20 protein-coding genes are annotated in these 24,567 nt (G+C 33.2%); 8 read left to right on the forward strand and 12 right to left on the reverse strand.

The features are described from left to right. The first annotated feature begins 6 nt into the window (after nt 1–6). Entirely contained in the window at nt 7–771 is a 765-nt protein-coding gene (locus ABD941_RS03385) for a class I SAM-dependent methyltransferase (RefSeq protein ID WP_345272636.1), read from the forward strand. Nucleotide 772: 1 nt separating this feature from the next. Here the strand turns inward: ABD941_RS03385 and ABD941_RS03390 are convergent, their stop codons facing one another. Both ABD941_RS03390 and ABD941_RS03395 read right to left on the reverse strand, forming a co-directional pair. Next, the gene (locus ABD941_RS03390; RefSeq protein ID WP_345272637.1) at nt 773–1,795 is read right to left on the reverse strand and encodes an FAD:protein FMN transferase; all 1,023 of its coding nucleotides are present in this window, start codon (nt 1,793–1,795) and stop codon (nt 773–775) included. A gap of 24 nt (nt 1,796–1,819) precedes the next feature. Further along, nucleotides 1,820–2,197 carry a Na(+)-translocating NADH-quinone reductase subunit F gene (locus ABD941_RS03395; RefSeq protein WP_345272638.1) on the reverse strand — a complete coding sequence of 126 codons (378 nt, stop codon included), beginning with the start codon at nt 2,195–2,197 and terminating at the stop codon, nt 1,820–1,822. A 239-nt stretch (nt 2,198–2,436) separates the two neighbouring features. Here ABD941_RS03395 and ABD941_RS03400 point away from each other — a divergent pair, with 239 nt between their 5' ends. Next, complete coding sequence (locus ABD941_RS03400) at nt 2,437–2,898, forward strand: Na(+)-translocating NADH-quinone reductase subunit F (RefSeq protein WP_345272639.1); 462 nt, start codon at nt 2,437–2,439, stop codon at nt 2,896–2,898. Between the two features lie 62 nt (nt 2,899–2,960). Here the strand turns inward: ABD941_RS03400 and nqrF are convergent, their stop codons facing one another. From nqrF to ABD941_RS03430, 6 genes are all read right to left on the reverse strand, one after another. After that, nucleotides 2,961–4,268, reverse strand: coding sequence for an NADH:ubiquinone reductase (Na(+)-transporting) subunit F (nqrF, locus tag ABD941_RS03405; RefSeq protein WP_345272640.1), 1,308 nt, complete (start codon nt 4,266–4,268; stop codon nt 2,961–2,963). 1 nt (nt 4,269) lies between these two features. Beyond that, the gene (gene nqrE / locus ABD941_RS03410) at nt 4,270–4,992 is read right to left on the reverse strand and encodes an NADH:ubiquinone reductase (Na(+)-transporting) subunit E (RefSeq protein WP_345272641.1); all 723 of its coding nucleotides are present in this window, start codon (nt 4,990–4,992) and stop codon (nt 4,270–4,272) included. 99 nt (nt 4,993–5,091) lie between these two features. Then, on the reverse strand, nt 5,092–5,736 hold the full coding sequence (locus ABD941_RS03415) for an NADH:ubiquinone reductase (Na(+)-transporting) subunit D (RefSeq protein WP_345272642.1): 645 nt from the start codon (nt 5,734–5,736) through the stop codon (nt 5,092–5,094). 1 nt (nt 5,737) lies between these two features. After that, complete coding sequence (locus ABD941_RS03420; protein ID WP_345272643.1) at nt 5,738–6,484, reverse strand: Na(+)-translocating NADH-quinone reductase subunit C; 747 nt, start codon at nt 6,482–6,484, stop codon at nt 5,738–5,740. A gap of 2 nt (nt 6,485–6,486) precedes the next feature. Then, nucleotides 6,487–7,713 carry an NADH:ubiquinone reductase (Na(+)-transporting) subunit B gene (locus ABD941_RS03425; RefSeq protein ID WP_345272644.1) on the reverse strand — a complete coding sequence of 409 codons (1,227 nt, stop codon included), beginning with the start codon at nt 7,711–7,713 and terminating at the stop codon, nt 6,487–6,489. Beyond that, complete coding sequence (locus ABD941_RS03430) at nt 7,713–9,065, reverse strand: Na(+)-translocating NADH-quinone reductase subunit A (protein WP_345272645.1); 1,353 nt, start codon at nt 9,063–9,065, stop codon at nt 7,713–7,715. Before ABD941_RS03430 ends, ABD941_RS03425 begins: the two co-directional genes overlap by 1 nt. A 158-nt stretch (nt 9,066–9,223) precedes the next feature. Here ABD941_RS03430 and ABD941_RS03435 point away from each other — a divergent pair, with 158 nt between their 5' ends. After that, a complete protein-coding gene (locus tag ABD941_RS03435; protein WP_345272646.1) occupies nt 9,224–10,474 on the forward strand; it encodes a type IX secretion system plug protein in 1,251 nt (416 codons plus the stop codon). A gap of 179 nt (nt 10,475–10,653) precedes the next feature. Then, nucleotides 10,654–11,040 (forward strand): Co2+/Mg2+ efflux protein ApaG, encoded by a 387-nt coding sequence (apaG, locus tag ABD941_RS03440; protein WP_345272647.1) that lies wholly within the window; start codon nt 10,654–10,656, stop codon nt 11,038–11,040. Nucleotides 11,041–11,559: 519 nt separating this feature from the next. Here apaG and ABD941_RS03445 read toward each other — a convergent pair. Both ABD941_RS03445 and ABD941_RS03450 read right to left on the reverse strand, forming a co-directional pair. Continuing rightward, complete coding sequence (locus ABD941_RS03445; protein ID WP_345272648.1) at nt 11,560–12,552, reverse strand: DUF6695 family protein; 993 nt, start codon at nt 12,550–12,552, stop codon at nt 11,560–11,562. Between the two features lie 3 nt (nt 12,553–12,555). Continuing rightward, nucleotides 12,556–13,266, reverse strand: coding sequence for an NRDE family protein (locus ABD941_RS03450; RefSeq protein ID WP_345272649.1), 711 nt, complete (start codon nt 13,264–13,266; stop codon nt 12,556–12,558). 151 nt (nt 13,267–13,417) lie between these two features. On the opposite strand from ABD941_RS03450, the gene pruA reads away from it, so the two are divergent. Then, a complete protein-coding gene (gene pruA, locus ABD941_RS03455; protein WP_345272650.1) occupies nt 13,418–15,046 on the forward strand; it encodes an L-glutamate gamma-semialdehyde dehydrogenase in 1,629 nt (542 codons plus the stop codon). 238 nt (nt 15,047–15,284) lie between these two features. Here the strand turns inward: pruA and ABD941_RS03460 are convergent, their stop codons facing one another. Next, complete coding sequence (locus ABD941_RS03460; RefSeq protein WP_345272651.1) at nt 15,285–20,126, reverse strand: DUF8202 domain-containing protein; 4,842 nt, start codon at nt 20,124–20,126, stop codon at nt 15,285–15,287. Nucleotides 20,127–20,481: 355 nt separating this feature from the next. On the opposite strand from ABD941_RS03460, the gene ABD941_RS03465 reads away from it, so the two are divergent. Next, nucleotides 20,482–21,441 carry a tetratricopeptide repeat protein gene (locus ABD941_RS03465; protein ID WP_345272652.1) on the forward strand — a complete coding sequence of 320 codons (960 nt, stop codon included), beginning with the start codon at nt 20,482–20,484 and terminating at the stop codon, nt 21,439–21,441. On the opposite strand, the gene rsmG is transcribed toward ABD941_RS03465, so the two are convergent. Continuing rightward, on the reverse strand, nt 21,442–22,071 hold the full coding sequence (gene rsmG, locus ABD941_RS03470; RefSeq protein ID WP_345272653.1) for a 16S rRNA (guanine(527)-N(7))-methyltransferase RsmG: 630 nt from the start codon (nt 22,069–22,071) through the stop codon (nt 21,442–21,444). It lies immediately after the preceding gene. A gap of 142 nt (nt 22,072–22,213) precedes the next feature. Here rsmG and ABD941_RS03475 point away from each other — a divergent pair, with 142 nt between their 5' ends. Continuing rightward, the gene (locus ABD941_RS03475) at nt 22,214–23,308 is read left to right on the forward strand and encodes a fatty acid desaturase family protein (protein ID WP_345272654.1); all 1,095 of its coding nucleotides are present in this window, start codon (nt 22,214–22,216) and stop codon (nt 23,306–23,308) included. Nucleotides 23,309–23,337: 29 nt separating this feature from the next. Beyond that, on the forward strand, nt 23,338–24,522 hold the full coding sequence (locus ABD941_RS03480) for a pyridoxal phosphate-dependent aminotransferase (protein ID WP_345272655.1): 1,185 nt from the start codon (nt 23,338–23,340) through the stop codon (nt 24,520–24,522). Nucleotides 24,523–24,567 lie beyond the last annotated feature (45 nt).

Here is a 24,567-nt window from a genome sequence, read left to right on the forward strand (position 1 = left end):
TCACTTTTGAAAAAACTCTTCAAAGTTATACTGAATATTCTTCCAAGGCCTTTGCTTATAAGACTGAGTTACATGATTCGTCCTATTTTAGCCTTCATTTTAAAAGGAAAAACATTTACAGATCCAATTGATGGAAAGTCTTTTAGGTATTTTTTACCTTATGGATATGGAGCACAACGTAACAATGTGTTATCGCCATCAACATTAAGCTTAGAACGTCATAGACTACTTTGGTTGTATTTAAAAAATGAAACTGATTTCTTTTCAAAATCATATAAAGTTTTACATTTTGCTCCAGAACAATGTTTTTTAAAACGTTTTAAAAATTTAAAACATTTAGATTATATAACTACCGATTTAGAATCGCCAATTGCAGATGTAAAAGCTGATATTTGCAACCTCCCTTTTGAAGACAACAGTTATGATATCATATTGTGCAACCATGTTTTAGAACATATTCCAGACGACACAAAAGCTATACAAGAACTTTATCGTGTTTTGAAGATTGGTGGTATGGGTATATTTCAAATCCCACAAGATTTAAATAGGGAAACAACTTTTGAAGACCATACAATTACAGATAAGAAAGAACGTGCTAAAATATTTGGGCAATATGATCATGTTCGCGTTTATGGTCTAGATTACTTTGATAAATTACGCGCCTTTGGTTTTAAGGTTGAGGAAGTTGATTATACAGCAAATCTTTCCGAGACTGATATTACAAAATATTGTTTGGCAAAAGGTGAAATTATTCCTGTGGTTTATAAATAGTTTAACGTTCAGGAAAGTTATTAAAGGATAAGGTTTCTAATTCTTTTTCATCGTTTTCAAAAATTAAAAACACTTTAAGTTCTGGATGCCTTTTTAAAAACGACTTTACTTTTTCAACGCCCATGGCTTTAAAAGCCGTGGCGTAAGCATCCGCAGTCATACAGTTTTTAGCAATAACGGAAATACTTAATAAATTTGTCTTACTCGGATACCCAGTTTTAGGATCGATTATATGGGAATAACGATTTCCATTTTCATCTATTTTAAACTTTCTGTATGTTCCTGAAGTTGCTAGAGCTTCATCATGTAATGTAATGGCTTTTAAAATGGTCTGTTCTCCATCAAAGTTTGGATTCTCAACCCCTACTTTCCAAGGCGTTTGCTTCTCTACATTTCTACCTTTTACTCTAATTTCACCTCCTATTTCAACTAAATAATTATTAACATTTTGAGACTCTAAATAGTTACCAATAACATCAACACCATAACCTTTTGCAATGCCATTAAATTCAAAATACATATTTGGGTATGCTTTAGTTATACTATTGGCTATTCTGAATGTTTTATCAAAACCAACATAAAACATTAGGCTATCAATTTTAAGACTATCTAATTTTTTAATAGTATTTTCAGCTCCAAATCGCCAGGCATTTACAACATTGCCTATGGTGGGATCAAAAGCCCCATTCGTTAGATTAAAAATTTCTTTTGAAGCATCGTAAACTTTAATAAAATGGTCATCTACAAAAACGGTTTCATTTCTATTTAATTTAGAAATATCTGAATTTGTTTGATAGGTAGATAAAGATTTATTAATTGTATAAAACAAACTATCAAATTGATTTTGATAATTGACTTCAGCATCATAAATAATGGAATAACTAGTTCCAAAAACAGTTCCTGAAAATTTGTTGTTTTTAAATTTTTCTTTTTTACATGAAACAAAAATGGTTAAAACACATAACGATAATACAAAATTCTTCATTATAAGTAATGGAGTGCCTCGCTTTGTTCGAAATAACATAAATGTTTGCTTTAGCATGAAACTCTAGTTCAAATTAGTTTCTAAAACCTGAATACCATTATATTCCAATAAGTATTCCTCATCTAAATAAATAGGTTGTTTTTCACCATTTAAACTACCAATTCCAACACCTGCATATAATACTTTAGCATCATTTTCTCTAGCATGGTTTTTAAAACTTTCCATCCAAACTACATCATAATTATTTGGATTTTCTGGTAATACAACCGCCCTAACAATTACAAAAAAGTATTGTTTGGTTTTATCCATACAAACAAATTGAGGGTGCTTTTTAAGCTTACTATTCACAGCTATAAACTCAAAACCGCGCTGTTCTAAATCTTTACCAACATGATTCATGGCTAGATTATGTAATTCTTGTTCCGTTAGTGGCTTACTCATGATACAAATTTAATATAAAAGTTGATGTGTTGATTACATTTTTAAACTGTTTCGTTATAAAAATATAAACATATTATTAACCTATTATCAGATGAAGTTTATTAAAAATATTTTAGATTAAGCAGACTAATATATTAACTAAATGATTAGATTATTTCCACAACAAAAAGAAAATTTAAGATTTATTTTACATTAAAAAAACATTTTTTTAGTAACTTAATGTCAAAATTACTGCATTTATGCAAATGTCTACACGCTTAGTCTCTGCCTTAAGAAAGCTTTATATTGCTTTTCATAACAACATGCTAAACCCCGAATGTTGCATGCAATGTGCTGTTGGAAACATTTTAGACCATACAGATAGTTGGAAAAACCTTTCTGACTACCATGGGGCTTTAAAGCTTAATTATGTGGGTAAAGTGCATCAAAACCTTGGTAGAAAATTTAACGGGTATTCGCCTATTGAATTACTACAAATAGAAGCTACTTTTTTAGAAGCTTGTGGATACAAACTTCCTCTTCATTTTAAAAATGACAAACCCAAAAACCCAACCGACAAAGATATTTTATTTAATGGCTTATCTGAAGTGGTTAAACTTTTATGTAAAATGGATCATGTTTCGAATGTTATGGACTACACTAAGTTATTTGAGTTTGAAAATGAAAAACCACGTTACAAAATAGCAGATATATTAGCATAAAAAAACCGACACTTTCGTGTCGGTTTTTTTACATTCCCGTAAAAACAGAACTCTTTATTTTATTACCCTCCAAAGTCATCAAATCTAATATGCTCATCTGGGATACCAAAATCTTCTCCCATTTTCTGAACAGCTTTGTTCATTAATGGTGGTCCACAGAAATACAATTCAATATCTTCTGGCGATTCATGTTTACTCAAGTAATTATCAATAACACAGTTGTGAATGAACCCTACAAATCCATCACCTGGAGCATCAATATCTTCTTTTACTTTCCAATTATCTTCTTCCATAGGTTCTGATAATGCTAAATAGAACTTAAAGTTAGGAAACTCTTTTTCTAGCTCATAAAAATGATCTAAATAAAATAGCTCACGTTTAGAACGTCCGCCATACCAATAAGTTACTTTACGACCTGTTTTTAAGGTTTTGAATAAGTGGTATAAATGTGAACGCATTGGTGCCATACCTGCTCCACCACCAACATAAAGCATTTCGCTTTCTGACTCATTGATAAAAAATTCGCCGTAAGGCCCAGAAATGGTTACTTTATCACCTGGTTTTTGGTTAAAGATATAAGATGATGCAATACCTGGATTTACATCCATCCAACCACCTTTGGCTCTATCAAACGGTGGACATGCCACACGTACATTTAACATAATTTCACGTCCTTCAGCTGGAAATGAAGCCATTGAGTATGCACGCTCAATAGTTTCTGTATTTTTCATTACTAATGGCCATAACTTAAATTTATCCCATTCATCTTGAAACTTGTCTGGAGTATCATGCTCTTCAGGGTGTGCTGTAATATCCATATCCGAATATTTAACTTCACATGGTGGAATTTCAATTTGAATATACCCGCCTGCTTTGTAACCCATATCTTCAGGGATTTCAACAACAAACTCCTTAATAAATGATGCTACATTATAATTACGCACAACAGTAGCTTCCCATTTTTTAATACCAAACACTTCTTCTGGAATGGTAATATCCATGTCTTGCTTTACTTTAACTTGGCATGATAAACGTGCTCCGTGTTGCAATTCTTTTCTTGAAAAGTGAGGTGTTTCTGTTGGTAAAGCTTCTCCGCCTCCAGATAATACATGACATTCACACTGAATACATGTTCCACCACCACCACAAGCTGACGGTAAGAATATTTTTTGAGCACCTAGAGTAGATAATAAACTACCTCCTGAAGCCACTTCTATTTCACGTTCACCATTAATAGTAATTTTTACTGGACCTGATGGTGATAATTTTTGTTTTACAAAAAGTAACAAACTAACGAGTACTAACGTAATTAATAAAAACGCTACGACTGTTGCTATTACTATTCCTGTTGTTCCTGCTGCTAAAATCATACTACTCTATAGTTTTAGTGTTTTCTGCTAATTCTTTAGCTTTTTCAGTTTCTATTTTCTCAACTTCTAATACTGTTTCTGTAGCAGGTTTTTCTTCTTCATCACCTCCCGTTAACATACCACCAAAACTTAAGAAACCTATTCCCATTAATCCTGTAATAATAAATGTAATCCCTAAACCTCTTAAAGGTGCAGGAACATTACTATATCTTATTTTCTCGCGGATAGCTGCAATAGCTAAAATAGCTAAAAACCAACCTATACCAGACGAAACTCCATAATTGAAAGCCAATCCAAGAGATTCAATTTCACGAGATTGCATGAATAAGGAGCCTCCTAAAATAGCACAGTTTACTGCAATAAGCGGTAAAAATATACCAAGTGAGTTATATAATGATGGTGAGAATTTCTCAACAACTATTTCTACTAATTGTACCATGGTAGCAATGGTTGCTATGAACATGATAAAAGAAAGAAAACTTAAATCGTAATCAACATATTCTTCGCCTAACCAAGATAATGCTCCAGGTTGCAATAAATATTGGTCCAGTAACCAGTTTAAAGGTACTGTAATGGCCAATACAAATATTACTGCTGCACCAAGACCAACAGCTGTTGCTACTTTTTTAGAAACGGCTAAGTATGAACACATACCTAAGAAAACCGCAAACACCATATTATCAATAAAAATTGACTTGAAAAATAATTCGATGTGTTCTATCATTGTTTTTGTTATTTTAAATCTTGAACTTGTTTCAAGATTTCATTAATGATTTCGTTATTTTTTTAAGATTCTGAAAATACATTCAGAATAACTCTTGTATTAATCTTCAATTAATGCTTTATTTCTACCACGTTGTACCCAAATGATTAACCCTACAACAATTAATGCCATTGGCGGCATTAACATGAATCCATTATTTTCGTAGCCAATAGCATATACACCTGTTTTCTCAATAGGGTCTCCAAGTACTGGAATACCAAAAAGAGTTCCTGAGCCTAATAGTTCTCTAAAAAAACCTACGATTAAAAGAATAACAGCATATCCTAAAGCATTTCCAATACCATCCAAAAATGATTTCCATGGACCATTACCTAAAGCAAAAGCTTCAAAACGCCCCATAATGATACAGTTGGTAATAATTAATCCAACAAAAACCGATAAGGTTTTACTTAATTCATAAGCAAAAGCTTTTAATACTTGATCGACTATAATTACTAATGCAGCAACGACAATTAGTTGTACAATAATTCTAATTTTTGAAGGAATGATATTTCGCATTAGAGAAATAACAACATTACCAATACCTAAAACAAAAAGTACAGCAATACCCATTACTAATGAAGCTTTTAGCTCAGCTGTAATTGCTAAAGCAGAACAGATACCTAATACTTGAATAGTAATTGGGTTATTATCCGCTAACGGGTCTGTGATTAACTTTGCATCTTTTTTTGAAAGTAGTCCCATATTATTTTAACGTTTTAAAGTAAGGTAAATATAATTTTAAATCTTTCTTGATCATTGCAGAAACGCCATCACCAGTAATAGTTGCTCCTGCTAAGGCATCAACTTCATAATCATCTTTTATTTGATTTTTAGGATCTGCATTACCTTTAGCTACTGTAATACCTTTAAATACACCAGCGTCTGTTAATAAACGTTCTCCATTAAAATCATCCATAAAATAACGCTGCTTGATATTAGCTCCTAATCCAGGTGTTTCACCAGCATGATCAAAAAAAGCACCTTGTACAACCATATTTTCATCTAGAGCTACATAACCCCAAATAGCATCCCAAAGCCCTTTTCCTCGTATGGGAGCTATGTAAAACGTTTCACCGTCTTTTTCTCCTAAAAATAAAGGCAAACGTCTTGTTCCCCCATTCTTAGCTTTGGCTTGTTCTTTTTTAATATCAATTAAATATGCTGTATCATCTTCTTTAGCAACGCCATCTTCTATAACTAATTGCTTTTTGATATATTTTGAAAACTCATTAGCTACTTTATCGGTTCCAACAAAAGTGATGTCACCAGTGCCTTCATTTCCATTTACGCCCATAGCATACAGAATATTCTGTTGCTTTTCCATACGTTTATTCTCATCAATATTAGGTCTTAAAGACGACGCTGTAAACGCCAATAGCGAACCTACAACTAATACCATTGCTACTGCAAAGATTATAGTATATGAGTTTTTATCTGTGTTAACTGACATAATTATGCTGTTTTAACTTTTAAACGTTTCATTCTTTTCTTCACATTACCTTGTACTACGTAGTGGTCAATGGTTGGTGCAAATACATTCATTAATAGAATGGCTAGCATAACACCTTCTGGATATGCTGGATTAAATACACGGATCATTATTGAAATGAAACCAACTAAGAACCCATAAATCCATTTTCCCTTATTCGTTTGAGATGCTGTAACTGGATCGGTTGCCATAAAGACTGTACCAAATGCAAAGCCTCCAATAATTAAATGCTCCCAGAATGGTGCACTCATTAATCCATAAAATTTACTACTATCTGTTATCCATCCTGCGGCTACAACTTGATTGAAGATTAATCCCATTATAATAGCTCCTATAACAGATGATAGCATAATTCTCCAGCTACCAATTTTTGAGAAGATTAAAAACAAACCTCCTAAAAGAATCAATATTGTAGATGTTTCGCCAACGGAACCTGGTATAAATCCTAAGAACATATCGGCTGTAGAATAAGCAACCTCTTTACCTTGTGCCATAACACCTAAAATCGTTTCACCAGAAATGGCATCTAAATTTTGTTCTGCAGCAATGGCCTGATCTCTTTCAACAGCTCCATGAACCCATACTTTATCTCCAGACATCCAAGTTGGATAAGCGAAGAATAAAAAGGCTCTAATGGTCAATGCAGGATTTAGAATATTCATTCCAGTTCCTCCAAAAACCTCTTTACCAATAACAACTCCAAAAACAACTGCTACAGCAAGCATCCATAATGGAATATCTACTGGTACAATTAATGGCACTAACATTCCTGTTACTAGATATCCTTCTTCTACTTCGTGCTTATTAATAATGGCAAATATGAATTCGATTCCTAATCCTACACCATAGGATACAATAACTAGTGGTAAGATTTTCCAAAAACCAACCAAAAAGTTATCTAATGTCCAAAACTCTGCACTAAAGAAACTTCCTGTAACGGCTTGAATTTCACCTAAAGCTATATGATGTTGATAACCCGCATTAAACATACCAAATAATAAGCATGGTACCATGGCCATAATTACGGTGTTCATGGTACGTTTTAAATCGTCGGCTGCTTTGATATGCGTTCCATTATGTGTGGTCTCATCTGGCAGGTATAAAAATGTATGTAGCGCATTAAAAGCTGGCGCTATTTTTTTATTTCTATACTTTCTCTTTAAAATGTGTAATTTATTCTTTAAACTCATTATCCTATTTCTTTTAGCATTAAGTCTAATCCTGCTCTTATAATTTTTTGATGTGGTTGTTTAGATACACATACAAACTCTGTTAATGCAAAATCTTCAGGAGCCACTTCGTACATCCCTAAAGCTTCCATTTCATCCAAGTCTTGGTACATACACGCTTTTAGTATTTGCATTGGATAGATATCTAAAGGAAAAACCTCTTCGTAAGTTCCTGTAGTTACAAAAGCTCTGTGCTCACCATTTGTATTGGTGTTCAAATCGTATTTTTTCTTTGGGTTTAACCATGAAAATGTTAAAGCTCTTGATGTAGACACTTTATCAAATACCGGTTTATTCCACCCAAACAACTCATAATCATCGCCTTCTGGTATAACAGATACCACATTACTGTAATAATCTAAACTACCATCACGCTTTATTTGCTTTCCGCTTAAAACGTTTCCTGATATAATACGGTTCTTTCTGTTTTCTAAAACAGCTTTATCGTTAATTATAGTCGAAATTTCGCTTCCTGCTAGTGCTTTATAATATCTTGGTTTTTCAACTGAAGAGCCTACTAAAGCAACAACACGTTCCGCATTGAATTTACCTGTTAAGAGCAATTCACCAATAACTACGAGGTCTTGAGCGTTTACTGTCCAAACCACTTCGCCTTTGTTAACGGGATCTACTTTGTTTATAAGTGTTCCTACATTGCCTGATGGATGCGGTCCTGAAACCTTATGTGTTGTAACACCAGACAAACCAGCAAGAGGCGAACTAGAGCTACCAAAAGATACGTGTACGGAGCCTTCTGTTAGTTTCCCTAAAGCACTTACTGCCGCTTGTAATTCAGCGTCTTTACCTTGTAATGTAAAATCTAAATCGGCTGCTAATGGTGCACTGGCATAACCTGAAACGAATATAGCCTTTGGGGATGTTTCTGGATTTGCTATGACATCATACGGACGTTGTTTTACAAATGGCCAACACCCTGAAGCTAGCAAATGTGCTTTAATACCTTCTGCTTTGGCAGCATCTACATTAAACGTTCCAAAATCTTGAAAAGATTGTGTTTTATCAGCTTCAATTTTAATGGCATCAATGCGTCTTTTTGGTCCTCTAATAACCCCAACTATTTTACCAGAAACTGGTGATGCAAATTTAATGGCTTCATGAGATTTGTCGTAAAACAAAGTCTCTCCAGCTTTTACTGAAGTCTCTGCTTTTGCTACAAGTTTAGGAATAACGCCGTGAAAATCTTCTGGCCTTACGGTATAGTAGTTGCTGATTGCCGCTTGTTCAACGGTTTTTTCAGCTTCACCGATAAGTTTAATGTCCAGACCTTTTTTAATACGAATGTCGTTTGACATATTTATTTTATTGAAATTAGTTGTCTAAAAATCGGTGCAAAAATACAAATTAAATAAACAGTTTTCATAATAAATTCTGTAGAAATTTATTTGGATTGAAAGAAGTTCAGTTTTAGGCACTATATTTGTTTATATTTACAAAAAAACCTTATTTTTTGATGACATTTAAGCCCTTTTTATTATTTGCATTTGTTTTAATTCCCACGGTGCTTTTTTCTCAAATAGATGAAGTTAATCCGCCTGATTACATAAAAACCATTAATTTTAGAGGAGACACTCCAGAAACACAATTACCCATTTTAAAGCTTGGTGAATATGTGGTTTTAGAATTTGATGCTTTAAATGGCGATGAAGAAGATTTTTACTATAAAATTGAACATTTTAATTATGATTGGTCACCTTCCGTTTTAATTAAATCGGAATATATGGAGGGCTTTGACAACCAGCGCATCCGTGATTATGAAAACTCATTTAACACCTATCAGATTTACTCACATTATAGACTTACCATTCCAAATCAATTTACAAAAGGACTTCGTGTTTCTGGAAATTACATGCTTTCCGTTTACGATAACGATGGTGAACTTGTTTTTTCAAGAAAATTTATGATTTACGAGGATAAAACGGATGTTGGAGTTAATATAAAACGCTCACGCGATGTTCAATTTATTGAAGAAAAACAACGTGTTGATATTGTTATTTCATCAAAAAATATGCAGTTTAACAACCCTTTACAAACAGTAAAAGTCGTTATTGTTCAGAACAACAATTTAAATACAGCTATTTCAAACTTAAAACCGCAATATACTATAGGCAATCAACTCATCTATAAATATGATACCGAAACCAGTTTTTGGGGTGGAAACGAATATTTCTATTTTGAAAACAAAGATGTTCGTGCAGCAAATACAGGTATTCAATCCATAGATTTAAAAGATTTGTACCATAATTATTTATTTACCAATATTGAAAGGGCCAATAATCCCTATACCTACAACCCCGATATAAACGGTAACTATGTTATTTTAAATCTTGATGCTGAAAACCCAAGTATTGAAGCTGACTATGTTTGGATCCACTTTTCTTTAAAAGCTAGCGAAGCATTAAAAGACAAGTCTATTCACGTTTACGGCAATTTTAATAACTATGCTATTGATGATAGCACCAAATTGCAATACAACTCCCAATACAATATTTTCCAAAACGCCATGTTGCTTAAGCAAGGGTTTTATAATTATAAATTTGTTGTACTCAATAAGGATGGTCTTATAGATGAAGGTTTTATTGGCGGAAACTACTACCAAACCGAAAACAACTATAAAGTTCTGGTATATTACAGAGATTTAGGTGCTCGATTCGATAAAATTATTGGCATTGGCGAAGGCAATTCCGTTAACATCTCGAATTAAAACCGACTTACATACAAAAAAGAACACCACAATACCTAGCTATAATGTATATTTAATAAATAACATAGGCTAAAAATGCATTTCATCTAATTTTTATATCAATCGTGTTAATATTTTCGTTAACCACTTAATATTTATTATTTTAGCACGCGTAAACACATGGTGTATCAATACTTAACATGGTTCAACAAGTAACAAAAGGCATAAAAATTTCGGTAGAAACTACTTTCGAGGGCTCGTTTTATAAAAATTATAAAATACAGTACGCCTTTGGTTATACGGTTACCATAGAAAACCAAAGTAAAGATTCTGTACAACTTAATGCACGCCACTGGGAAATTTTAGATGCTTTAAATAATATTGAAACCGTAACTGGCGAAGGTGTTATTGGTAAAAAACCTGTTTTAAAACCAGGTGAATCTCATACTTATACATCGGGCTGTTTACTTACCTCGCCATTTGGTGCTATGCAAGGGCATTATAACATGGTAAATTTTACCACAACCAAAAAGTTTAAAGTTACCATTCCTACCTTTAAATTGAGTGCGCCTTTTGCTATAAACTAGTTTATTCTCTATGTTAAGCTAAACATAGCCTAAAAACTACAAATTTTCAAACTAACTTCCCCCCCTATAATTATCTTACTCAAAAGATATCATTGAACCTTTTTATTTGTTATGTATTTTATATATCAAATCGTAAGTATTCATAATTTTTATACACAAAATACGCAAGTCTAAAACCTTTATAACCCCTTCCATATAAACAAATTAATATAGTTTAATCATTTTTTATATCTTCTCATTAACTGCACATATATGCGTGATGCTATGTAATTGCCTACGGCAAGTAAAATTGCGTTTTGCAAACGCTCCTTTTCTACTAATTATATTTCAATGCCCATTGTTAATTGCACCTCGCCAATTTATACTATATTTACTCGAGTCTAAAATAACTCCACACGAAACCCTGTATAGCAAATAAGGTGCAATTATGTCTACTCGTGAGGCGCACCTGACTAAGCCATAAACAGTGCACGTTACTTGCAAACAAAAGAAGAAAATAAAAACGCTTTTAAAATACTATCACTCAACCCGTTCAAACCTAAAAATCTTTCCATGCTGCTTCAGATGAAAAAATTTACAGTTTGAATAATGTATAAATTCAAATTCTAAATCATAATCGAACGTATCGTCTTCAACAACAAACTTATCATGTATATCAATATGACCATAAGGTGAAATACGCTTAAAATAATATACCACATCATGCCCAGTTTTATGTAACTCAAACCAAGCTCCAGCAGCAATACCAGACAACCATTGAGCTTGTTCATGCAAACCTTCAACAGGTTTTGGTTTTTGAGTACCAATCAAATTCACGTTGTGGTCTTTCAATCTATCTAAAAAACAACGAATATTTTCACTTTTTTGAGATCCCTTAAATTCTGAAATCATACCTGTTTCTGAAACCTCATAAGGATAATTTTCAGTATCTGCAAGCAACACATTTCCAACTGTACTTGGTGTAAACCATTTAGAGCTTTTAAGACACTTCTTTATTTTAGAATCGGTTACCGAAGCAATTAAAGTGTCCGTTACAAATCGTGCACAATTACAAGCTTCTTTTATAAAAGCTGCATACCTTATAAAATGCTTATTCTGCATGTTGGTAATGTGTGTTCGTGCTTTTTTGTAATTAACCGCATGGCACACCGAAGCCACTAATTTACCATCGCCATGTGTTAATTTAGGATGCGTTGCCAAAAACTCTAAAATAGCATCTAAATTGGTTATTGTATTATTTTGTATTTCAGCTTTTAATGGAAAATGCAATTCGTTATCGGTGTCGCTACCACGAACCCGTCCGTTAGGTTCTGAAGTAATATAGCGTCCAAAATCATGATATTCTAAAACACCAGTGTCTTTATCAATCAACACCAAAGCGGCATGACCAGCACGCAAATAATCCTTTTTACCAACACCAATAAATCGTAAATACGGAGAAAACCATTCTTCAGAAACCATGACTATAGTATCTGGATACGCCAATGTTAAAATAATACCTGTATTATCCATTGACTATTTCTGAAGATTAAACACTTGATCTATAACGGTGTTGTTTTCAAGATTTTCATAACGCATATTTACAACTCCAGAGCGTTTTTCAACTTGAGTAATACTAGTGGTCTTTACAAAACCACGATCCATCACAACACCATAGTCATCATTATCATGACCTGCTACTTTATGAAAATGCAATAGTGTCTCTGCATTTAATTCATTATCAATTCTAAAAACAGCAAACCAAAGCAATCGTTCCTGTTTCATATTCTCATCATACAAGGTTGTAGATGACCAAATTTTAGGTTTTAAAGGCAATTGTCTAAAATGTTTCTCTCTACCATCCCATACCAATTCATAAAATCTTAAAGTAGCGTTCCAGTCTACAATAACCATAGTAAATGGTTCAACACCTTCGAGTTTATAACTCTCAACAGTATTTAAAACATTTTTAGCTACCATAAAATCTTTAGCCACAATGCCTCGACTCTTGCTATAACTTGACTTTCGTTCATGTTTTAAAAATCCGCCGTTTAACACACAAACAACTCGATTTTTTTCACTAACACCAATCCAGGTACCTCCCTTTTTATCTTTGGGAAACAATAATTTAGTATTGTTAATAGTATAAAAATCGGGCTCTAGCGACACTCTTTCTGGTGCTTCATCTCTATTTGAGGTTAACACAAAATCACGATTCTTTTTAAGAATAAGGGTTACTGTACACATAAAAAATGTAGTCTATAAACGGATTGACAACTTACAAAAAATAAATAAAATTTAATACACTTTTAAGACCCTCTTAATTCAAATTATCATTTAATAATTCGTAAATTTGTACCACATTTACTGAAAATTCAATAACGAAAAATCAAAAATCATGGGAAAAGGCTTTTTTAGTGTACCAATCGCTGTTAACGAACCTGTAAAATCTTATGCACCTGGATCACCAGAACGTCATGCAGTACTTAAGACTTATAAGGATATGTTTAATAGTAAAATTGATGTGCCTTTATATATCAACGGTGAAGATGTTAAAACTGGAAACACCAGAACCATGTCGCCACCACATGACCATCAACATATTGTTGGTTCGTATCACTTAGCAGAACAATCTCATATTGATGATGCTATTTCTACAGCTTTAGAAGCTAGAAAAACCTGGTCTCAAATACCTTGGGAACAACGCGCAGGAATCTTTTTAAAAGCTGCAGAACTCATTGCTGGTCCTTATCGTGCCAAGATTAATGCTGCAACCATGATTGCGCAATCTAAAACCATTCATCAAGCTGAAATTGATGCAGCTTGTGAGTTTATAGATTTCTTGCGTTTTAATGTGCAGTTTATGACAGATATTTATACAGAGCAACCAGAAAGCACAAGCGATGCATGGAACCGTATTGAATACCGTCCATTAGAAGGCTTTACCTATGCCGTAACACCGTTTAATTTTACGGCTATTGCTGGAAATCTACCAGCATGTATGGCTTTAATGGGTAATGTTGTGGTTTGGAAACCTAGTGATAGCCAAGTCTATTCTGCTAAAGTCATTATGGATGTCTTTGAAGAAGCTGGTGTTCCTCCTGGAGTTATTAACGTTGTTTTTGGCGACCCGGTTATGATTACCAATACCGTAATGGCAAGTCCTGATTTTTCAGGACTACACTTTACAGGTTCAACTTTTATCTTTAAAGAACTTTGGAAACAAATAGGAAACAACATCCATAACTATAAAACCTACCCAAGAATTGTGGGAGAAACTGGCGGTAAAGATTTCATTGTAGCCCATAAATCGGCTAACGCAAAGCAAGTCGCAACAGCTATTGTTCGAGGTGCTTTTGAGTTTCAAGGTCAAAAATGTAGTGCAGCATCCAGAGCTTATATTCCAAAAAGCCTTTGGGCTGATGTAAAAAAATACGTTATTGAGGATGTGAAGTCATTTAAAATGGGTTCGCCAGAAGATATGAGCAATTTTATTACAGCGGTAATCCATGAAGGTTCTTTTGATAAACTAGCAAAATATATTGACGGTGCTAAAAATGATGCTGATGCAAACATTATAGTTGGTGGTAACTACGATAAAAGTAAAGGTTACTTTATAGAACCTACAGTTATTGTAGCTCAAGACCCAAAATATACAACGATGTGTACTGAACTTTTTGGTCCAGTAATCACTATTTATGTTTATGAGGATGACGCTTACGCTGAAACTTTAAAATTGGTGGATGATACTAGCGAATATGGACTAACAGGTGCTATACTATCTAAAGACAGATATGCGGTAACGCAAGCAACAGAAGCATTACAAAACGCAGCTGGAAACTTTTATATTAACGATAAACCAACTGGCGCTGTGGTAGGTCAACAACCATTTGGTGGCGCTAGAGCATCAGGAACTAACGATAAAGCTGGTAGTGCTCAAAACTTATTACGTTGGGTATCTCCTAGAATGATTAAAGAAACGTTTGTAACACCTACGGATTATAGATATCCTTTTTTAGGAGAGTAAAACAATTTCCTGTAAAAACAGGAGTCTCGTAATCGGGAAGCCAAATCATATTACTATAAAGAGACCATCTTAAAAAAAGATGGTCTCTTTATACTTTATTATAATAATAATCGAAAATAAACTACATAAAATTTTCAAAAAAGACCGAAAACTAATTGTTAAATTCCAACCACCAAAGAAAAGTTTTTTTTGCCTCTTTTTAAAGTATTAAAAGTAACTTCAAACTAAATTAACACAACTATTCGATAATTATTTTTTTGCTTAACTCTCCGTTTTCTGTATTAATATCTAAAATATAAATACCAGTTTTTAAATTGAGTTTAATGGATTCATCTTTTGACGATTTTAACTTAAATTCATTTATATTTTGCCCTAAAATATTATAAATACTAATATTAGAGATAAATACGTTGTTCTTGTTAAGCACCTTCAATTCAGAGGATTTTGTATCATAATAAACCCTAATACCATTAATAATATTATCGATTTCATCAACTTCTAATAATGTGCTACTAAAAACGAGTTGAAATCTATCATTATACTCTCCAGGTTCTAAAAATATATCAAAGGATTTATTATTAATTTCAAAGGTTTCATTTGTAGTTTTATCATTAATAAACAACAACATACTATCATCAATATTTTCCAATTCATCAACTTTAATACTAGCTATTCCAGCTTCTTTAACAATTAATCCTAAAGAGAATTCTTGATTTTCATCAAATTTATCAACCCCTTGAATTACAAATTTATTATCATTAAAAGTCCAATACATATCTTCCTCACCGATATCGGCCATAAAAGCATCATACCCCATATCAAAATCGGTAGATGCATTTACATCTGCGCCAATAACTATTTGCCTATGGTAACCTAACGGAGAATCGTACATAAGTTTAATCCTTTGCATAGTATCATTATTATTTGCTGCTGATGTCTTACTTTCTTTACCGCCGCCAGATTTTAGAAACATTGATGAGGATCCATCTTCGCTAGCAATAACACGTTGGCTATTTTTAAATACAATATCTCCACCATCAACTGTTAATAATAGTGTAGCATTATCATTATCAAAACCATCTAAAGCTGTTGACACAAAGAAACCTTGATTAACTGGAATATATTGCCCCGGAACTTTGGTTCCTGAAGATAAATCATCATTAATTCTAGCATCGTTTGATATGGCTACTGCACCACCTGTTAAGTTACGTGTAGCATAGCCTCCAACATAATTCACAAGAGCATGTGAGTTTTCTTCACCAAAATGATCCCAAAAATATAAGGCGCCATTAAAAATAGTTCCGGTAGCATTGTTTCCTCCGTCTGCAATACTCATATTATCTAGTATAAACTCCGTAGCATCCATAGCTGATGGATACGGATTTCCAATAAGCCTTTCAACCTCACCAGAAGTTTTGTCCAATTCTAAAGTAATATCACCGTTATTTGGTAAGCCTACAAATACATAATTTTGATCTGCTGAAATTGACACCGCTCCCGATGTTCCTTTCATAGTATATCCTTCACCTGGGAGTAAAGATGATGTTTCATCTATCTTACCCCAAGCATTATAATCATCAGCTGCACCATAAAATTTATACAACCAAGCTGTACTGATGGTTCTTGCAAAACCTGGAGGAGGTGCTATACCACTTCCATCTGGAGAAGTACTGTATAAAAGACTTTGATACAATCCAGAGACCGTTCCATCATTCAAAACGTCCTCAATAGCATAATTTGAATTTGTATTGGAAACACCTGTACCTCTTGTTGCTGTATTGCCGCCCATAGGTCCCACTGATGATGACCAGTAATTATAATTAAATCCGTTAGCGGTACCTTGTTGATCTCTTTCAATATAACCACCACTATCGGCATCAATAATACTGCCTTCATACTGTAACAATTGTGATTCTCCTACTAAATCTATAACACCATCTAATTCTAAATAATGTGATATGGTTAGGCCTTGTCCAGAATTTGTTTCGTCTTGCGCATCAAGTGGATCTGCAATAGTTAATGTTCCTGTTGTTTGTATGAGTCCTAAAAGAGCGAGATTTCTATCACCAGAAGAAATATCATGTTCAACTTGTACAATATTCCAATCCACTATAGTTGAACCATCTAAGCTTAACGAATTTGGTATAACTTGATCGGCATTATTACTCCAAGTTGAAGCAGTGTCCCACGCGCCACTATTGGCTGAAATATAAGGCAATGGTGCTGTTTGAGAATCGAGTAGTTCTTTATCTTTATCTAAATAATTTAATCTTAAAAAGAAGCGTTCATCAGTTAAACCTTCTGTCGTTGAACCATAAAAAGAATTAAAATCATAATACACCCTTAAATTGCTCCAGGGTATACTTGAAATTTCATTGCTTGATGCTGCTTGTGGTAATATTTTACCACTTGTATAATCTGTACCACTAACATCAAATCGTTCTAATTCTTGATTCATAACATAACGGACCTGATCTTGTGTAAGTTCAATATCCCAAACATAAATCTCATCAAGTTCTCCTAATATGGGGTTTGTAACATTCCCTTTATCAATATAAAGTGCTCCTACTGAGTAATTATTAGAATTAGGTGATGGATGTACAACATCTTGTACAGATTTATCTAAAACGCCATCCACATACATCAACAGCGTTCCGCTATCATATATATAAGCTGTATGGTGCCACAAACCATCATCTAAATCTATATTAGAAGTAAACTTGGGCGTTGTATCATCATCAATATAAACTTCAACGTTTCCTGAACTATTTAATCGAATTTGTAATTTTTCTCCTTTTGCCATAACGGTTCTGTCACTGGCATTTGCTGCACATTTAATCCATGCTGAAATTGAAAAATTATCTGTATTTAAATTCAAGCTGTATTCACCAACCATATAATCTCCAGAGGCAAAACTAACGGAATGGCTTTCAGCTAGATTAGAAACCTTTCCAAAGGTAAAAAATTTAGTGCCGTCAAAATCATACCATGTTTGTAATGTTACTCCAGCATCTAATGACCTTAATGGAATAACATCAATGATATCGGCATTAGCAAAATTTGCATTATCTGCAACTATTAAGGCATACTCTTCAGTAGACAGCTTTGAAAAACCACTAAATGCAGCGGATGGAATGGTAATATAAACCGTTTCTACATCGCCATTTACATGGTCATTTGTTTCTACTATTTTCCATTTTCTATCAATACGTGTCAATGATGTTGTGACACCAGTTGCTACTGTAACCGTATTTGTACTTGTGCCGGAAAAAGCAGCATTATTGTTTCCCCATACCAAAAAATCGCCGTCTTTTTCAAACTCATTTGTATTAGAGCTATTAGTTGTATACACACCGCCTAGTCCTATAGAAACCTCATTAACTAAATTTAATGTTTTTGATTGTTTTTGATTTAAATCTGAAATGGAGTCTCTTCCTATTCCAGCAACATGATAATTATATCCAGAATTTGCAGTAATATCCCAAACGATATCATCAAATGAATTGATATAATTTTTCTGAGCCTCAGTTGAAGTCCCTAAAGTGATACCATATTTTATAGCTAAATACGATTCAATTTTTTGACGATCTGCATCTGGTACACGTTCGGCAAATGTAAATATTTCAGCTACACGTCCATTTAAACTTCCTTGTACATCAAAGTTTCTACCAATCCAATATTCTGTACCTAATACGGTAGGTGGACCAGGAGATCCAACATTAGCAAACGAAACATCACTAACATTAGATGTTGTTAATACAGATGAATTATATAAAATATCCTGACCTGTTGGTGATGAAGCTGTATTATTACGAACATTTATAATACCTGCTGTAGAATAGGTGGAACTAATTTCTGCTTCACCATTATAACTTCCACCTCCAGGAATATCTTGGTTATATGATAACGTTTCATTAGTAAATTCTGATGAATAATTACCAAAACCGACGCCTGTCATATCACCAGCACTTCCTGAATCTATTCCTGCAAAAATGGTGTTTCTAGCAGATGCACTCGTCATAGTGGCATCGGGTACCATAACTATAAAAATATCTTGACTATAAAAACCATTTGAAGTATTCTCTAAATATTGTTCTACAGTTGCACCATCATTTTCAAACTTGATAACTGGATTGAAATTAATATTATCTTCATCAACATTGCTATATGTTGGTTGTTTTGCTGAAATCGCTTGGGTAGCATCTTTATCATTAGACCCTAAATCTTGCCATTCAGAAACCTTACCGCCGCTTTCTACAATACCTCTTGTGGATTTTAACCACAATCTAAAATCGGCTGTAATACCTCCAGGGCCTGGAATGTTTTCGTTAAACATTTCTGCTTCAACCGTAAAAGTAAATGTTGTATTATCAGTATTACTAATGCTAATGACTGAAGATTGCGTTCCTGTACCTGCTACAGGTGCTGTAAATGTTACATCTATTACAATATAAAAATATGGATCTAATCCTAACCAAGGAATGGGGTATGGCGATGATACTGCAAAATCAGAATTTGTACTTGCTAAGGCCGTGATATCTAAATCGCAACTACCAATATTGGCGACGACATAAGTTCTTGTAACTGAAGCTCCTTCATCGACAACTCCAAAATAGGTGTTATTGTCATCAGATGTTGTTGTATCACCATGAAAAATATCGCCATTAGGAAAACTTGCACCAAAAACATATATTTCTGGGGAGGCATTAACCTGTAGTGTAAACGTAAAATCGGCTTGATTTCTTAGTTCAATAGTTACCGTAGTACTTGCTGTAGTACAACTTCCGCTAATGTTTGACACTTCAAACTCTGAGTATTTTTTCCAATTTTGACAGCCTTGAGATCGTACATCTCTCCCAAGATTGTTATAACCGTTCAATGAAAAGTCTGTAGTATTACTAATACTTACACCATCAACTCTAAGTCTAGTACACCCACTTGAGGTATTTGTTATACTAAAATCCAAAGCACTACCGGCATTAATTGTTACGGTTGATCCATCAGTAACAATAGCTCCACCAATTATTTCTACTTGTATGACTTGTGAATTAGCAAAAAAACTTATTAATAAAAAAAACAAGCAAATTTTAATTTGCAAAAAATTAATAGGTATAGAATTTCTCATCTAAATTTAATTTAGGGCGTTAATTTAAGTTGAGAGACTAACAATTTTATTAAAATCGCTATGCAATGATAAAAAAAATATCGACATAATGCAATTTAACATCGATGAAATGCATTTTTATCAAACAATAAGTAAGTTTATACTTTCTTAAAAACTATAATGAAAGATATATACTACTTATATAAATTTGTATATGTCAAGACAGTTATTAATTAGCACAAAAAATATTTTCAACTTAAAATATGTAATAAATATTACTAACTTTAATCTTTTTTAAAACGGCATGTTTTTTGTTGTTTAAATTTTGCTAATGAAAAGACTATTACTCACTTTATTAACTGTTATTCCTTTACTTTCTTTTGGGCAAGCCAATAAATTATACAGAAAAGCAATTAGGTCGGCAGATTTGAATCAAAAAATAGAGCTTTTTTCTAAAGTTATCGAATTAGAACCCAAAAATCTCGATGCTTATTTTTATCGGGCGATTGCTAAAAATGATTTAGGCGATTATCATGGAGCGATTGCAGATTATTCTAAAATAATTGTTGATGAACCCGATGCAGACACTTATTACAACAGAGGTAATTCTAAATACAGCATAAAAGATTTTACAGGTGCAAAAGCCGATTATGCCAAAGCGTTTATGCTTGATAAAAACTTTATAGACGCTTTGTATAGCTTAGCTTGTGTAAAATATGATTTAGAAGATTATGAAAATGCTATAAAAGATTTTAGCAGTGTTATTAAAGCAGTACCTAATCAGCCAAAAACCTATACACTAAGAGCCTCTGCTTATAAGGTTTTAGAACGATATCAAAATGCACTAGAAGATTATTCAACGGCTATTTTAATTGAACCTAGTGCCGACAATTATTATAATCGTGGTGTTTTTTTAATGGAGATAAACTATTATAAAGAAGCGAATGCTGATTTAACCAAATCTTTAAGACTGAATAGAAATAATGCTTATGCTTATTTTTATAGAGGTGCTTCAAACCTATTATTGGGTAAATTTAACAACGCTATTTCAGATTTCCATAAAGCTGTTGAATTTGATGCTACAGATTTTGACGCTTACTTAGGTCTAGCAATAGCGCAATTTAAAGCAAATAATACTGTTAATGCTAAATTGAGTTTTGAAAGAGCCAATGGCATTCTTTCTATTGGAAAAAAAATAACAAGCATTGAGCAATACAAGAATACGTATTGGTATCAAAATCAGTATTTCTACTTTAACAATAATGTTAATGAATTAGTGAAGTTGAAGTAATTAGCCTCTATATTTTAATGGTAAATGCACAACTTTTTTGGTTTCATAAAAATCTTCGGAAAAATAATCGCTTAAATTATAAATTGTTGTCGTTCTATAATCCTTGAGCTCTTCCGACAAATCACCTCCTTTTAAGTATAATATTCCATTTTTCAGGTCATTATTTTGCTGTTTAGCAATTTTACCCTTAACCCAATGAACAAAAGTAGGCATTGCAGCTACAGCACGACTCACTATAAAATCATATTTACCATCAATGTCTTCTACACGACTATGGGTTGTTTTTACATTAGCTAATCCTAAACCTTGTACAACCTCATCGACTACTTTTAATTTTTTAGCAATACTATCCACTAAATGAAATGAACATTCCGGAAATAAAATAGCCAAGGGTATTCCAGGAAATCCACCACCTGTACCAACATCAAGTATTTTGCTTCCATCGTTAAACGATATTACTTTTGCAATACCCAATGCATGTAATACATGACGTAAATAAAGTTCGTCTATATCCTTTCGAGATACTACATTAATCTTTAGATTCCAATCTTGATATAGCGATTCTAATTGTTCAAATTTATATATTTGGTCTTCCGTAAGGTTAGGAAAATACTTAAAAACAAGTTTCATTACTGTTAAATTTTCAACAAAAATATACTTTTTAAGTACATTTTTTTACAAAAAAATAGTATTACTTAAATTGGTTTATCCCTATCTTTGCTTCTGGTATGATCAGCAATTTTTATTATTAATCATATTTAAAGTTAATAGCATGACTAAACAAGCACTTTCATTTTCAAGAAAAGACTCCGCTAAGTTTTTTAAAACGCTAAACAAGCGCGTTAATGATTACTTCAAAGACAATAATATTAAACGTACTGGAAACTGGAAATTGTATACCAAAGCCATCGTAATGTTTGCTTTGTTAATAGTACCAGTTGTTTTTATCTTAACCGTAGATTTACCTGGTTGGGCGCAACTATTATTAATGGTCGTTGTTGGAATTGGTATGGCTGGCGTGGGCATGAATGTTATGCACGATGCTAATCATGGCTCTTTTTCAAGCAAAAAATGGGTTAATAAATTAATGGGCAGCAGTATTTATATTTTAGCTGGAAATGATTATAACTGGAAAGTACAGCACAATGTATTACATCATACTTATACCAATATTCAGGGTCATGATGAAGATATTGATGCTGGTAGAATTATTCGTTTCTCCAAGCATACAAAATGGCTTAAAATCCATAAATATCAAAAATATTACGCCTTCTTTTTATATGGCTTGTTAACTGCAAACTGGGCAATTACTACCGATTTCACACAAACATACAGGTATCTTAAACGAAAGTTGGCTTATGGCAAACTTCCATCTCCAGCTACACAATGGACCAAGTTAATTATTGGAAAAATTGTTTATTATGCCATTTGGGTGGCCTTACCTTTGTTGCTAGGCTTTGCATGGTGGCAAGTTTTAATAGGATTCTTAGTCATGCACTATACTGCAGGAATAATTTTGAGTGTTATTTTTCAATTAGCTCATGTTATGCCTAATACTGAAATGCCATTACCAGATAAAGATGGCAACATAAAAAATACTTGGGCTATTCATCAATTATTTACGACTTCAAATTTTTCACCAAAAAGTTGGTTGGCAGAGTTTTATACCGGTGGATTAAACAGACAAGTAGAACACCATTTATTTTCCAATGTTAGTCATGTACATTATCGTAAAATAGCAAAAATAGTTAAGGAAACGGCTAACGAATTTAGTTTACCCTATAATGAATACAAAACATTTTCGAAAGCGGTTTTAGAACATTATAACCAATTAAAGGCACTGGGAAAAAAACCTAGTTTAGCCTAAACTTCATATTTACCATATAAATAAACTACATGCAATTATTATCTGATAGAATTTTAAACATGGCTACGTCTGCAACGTTAGCAATGGCTGCAAAAGCGAGAGAACTTAGAGGAGAAGGAAAAGATATTATCGGTTTAAGCTTAGGCGAACCTGACTTTAACACACCAGACTTTATTAAAGAAGCAGCTATTCAAGCTATTAATGACAACTATAACTCATACACTCCGGTTGATGGTTATGCTGAGTTAAAAGAAGCTATTATTACTAAATTTAAACGTGATAACAATTTAACATACACATTATCTCAAATTGTTGTATCAACTGGTGCTAAACAAGCCTTGGCAAACATTGCTGGCGTTTTATTAAATAAAGGCGATGAAGTTCTTTTACCTTGTCCGTACTGGGTAAGCTATTCAGATATTGTTAAGCTAAATGATGGCGTTCCTGTAGAGGTAAAAACGTCTATTGATACTGACTTTAAAATGACTCCTGCTCAACTTGAAGCCGCAATTACTCCAAATACTAAAATGATTTGGTTTAGTTCGCCATGTAACCCAAGTGGTTCTGTTTATACAAAAGCAGAATTAAGAGCCTTAGCAGATGTATTAGTAAAATATCCTAATATTTATGTGGTTTCTGATGAAATCTATGAACATATAAACTATGGTGAAGGTCATGCCAGCATGGCTGAATTTGACGACATGTACAACAATACCATTACAGTAAATGGCGTTTCAAAAGCCTTTGCTATGACTGGGTGGCGTATCGGATACATTGGTGCTCCAGAAAAAATAGCACGTGCCTGCAACAAGATGCAAGGTCAAATTACCAGTGGTGCTAACTGTATTGCACAACGTGCCGTTATTACTGCTTTAAATGAATCGCCTACACGTGTTCAATTTATGATTGATGAATTTAAAGTCCGTCGTGATTTAATTTTAGATTTATTAAATGATGTTGAAGGATTTAAAACAAACACTCCAGAAGGTGCTTTTTATGTATTCCCAAATGTGACACATTACTTCGGAAAAACATTAAGAGGGAAAAAAATAAACAATGCTACCGATTTTTCTTTGTATTTATTAGAAGAAGCACTGGTTGCAACTGTTACTGGTGAAGCTTTTGGAAACCCAGATTGTATTCGTATATCATATGCTGCTTCTCAAGAACAAATTATTGAAGCTATAAAGCGAATTAAAGAAGTCGTGAGTTAAATAATTGATTTTATTAAATTATATTTATACAAATCTGTTAGGTTT

The organism is Flaviramulus aquimarinus (assembly GCF_039543205.1).
GTDB classification, from domain to species: Bacteria; Bacteroidota; Bacteroidia; order Flavobacteriales; family Flavobacteriaceae; genus Flaviramulus_B; species Flaviramulus_B aquimarinus.

Coding starts and splice junctions, on each gene's coding strand:
- ABD941_RS03390 (WP_345272637.1), bottom strand. CDS start 1,795: ATGTTATTTCGAACAAAGCGAGGCACTCCATTACTTATAATGAAGAAT.
- ABD941_RS03395 (WP_345272638.1), bottom strand. CDS start 2,197: ATGAGTAAGCCACTAACGGAACAAGAATTACATAATCTAGCCATGAAT.
- ABD941_RS03400 (WP_345272639.1), top strand. CDS start 2,437: ATGCAAATGTCTACACGCTTAGTCTCTGCCTTAAGAAAGCTTTATATT.
- nqrF (WP_345272640.1), bottom strand. CDS start 4,268: ATGATTTTAGCAGCAGGAACAACAGGAATAGTAATAGCAACAGTCGTA.
- nqrE (WP_345272641.1), bottom strand. CDS start 4,992: ATGATAGAACACATCGAATTATTTTTCAAGTCAATTTTTATTGATAAT.
- ABD941_RS03415 (WP_345272642.1), bottom strand. CDS start 5,736: ATGGGACTACTTTCAAAAAAAGATGCAAAGTTAATCACAGACCCGTTA.
- ABD941_RS03420 (WP_345272643.1), bottom strand. CDS start 6,484: ATGTCAGTTAACACAGATAAAAACTCATATACTATAATCTTTGCAGTA.
- ABD941_RS03425 (WP_345272644.1), bottom strand. CDS start 7,713: ATGAGTTTAAAGAATAAATTACACATTTTAAAGAGAAAGTATAGAAAT.
- ABD941_RS03430 (WP_345272645.1), bottom strand. CDS start 9,065: ATGTCAAACGACATTCGTATTAAAAAAGGTCTGGACATTAAACTTATC.
- ABD941_RS03435 (WP_345272646.1), top strand. CDS start 9,224: ATGACATTTAAGCCCTTTTTATTATTTGCATTTGTTTTAATTCCCACG.
- apaG (WP_345272647.1), top strand. CDS start 10,654: ATGGTTCAACAAGTAACAAAAGGCATAAAAATTTCGGTAGAAACTACT.
- ABD941_RS03445 (WP_345272648.1), bottom strand. CDS start 12,552: ATGGATAATACAGGTATTATTTTAACATTGGCGTATCCAGATACTATA.
- ABD941_RS03450 (WP_345272649.1), bottom strand. CDS start 13,266: ATGTGTACAGTAACCCTTATTCTTAAAAAGAATCGTGATTTTGTGTTA.
- pruA (WP_345272650.1), top strand. CDS start 13,418: ATGGGAAAAGGCTTTTTTAGTGTACCAATCGCTGTTAACGAACCTGTA.
- ABD941_RS03465 (WP_345272652.1), top strand. CDS start 20,482: ATGAAAAGACTATTACTCACTTTATTAACTGTTATTCCTTTACTTTCT.
- rsmG (WP_345272653.1), bottom strand. CDS start 22,071: ATGAAACTTGTTTTTAAGTATTTTCCTAACCTTACGGAAGACCAAATA.
- ABD941_RS03475 (WP_345272654.1), top strand. CDS start 22,214: ATGACTAAACAAGCACTTTCATTTTCAAGAAAAGACTCCGCTAAGTTT.
- ABD941_RS03480 (WP_345272655.1), top strand. CDS start 23,338: ATGCAATTATTATCTGATAGAATTTTAAACATGGCTACGTCTGCAACG.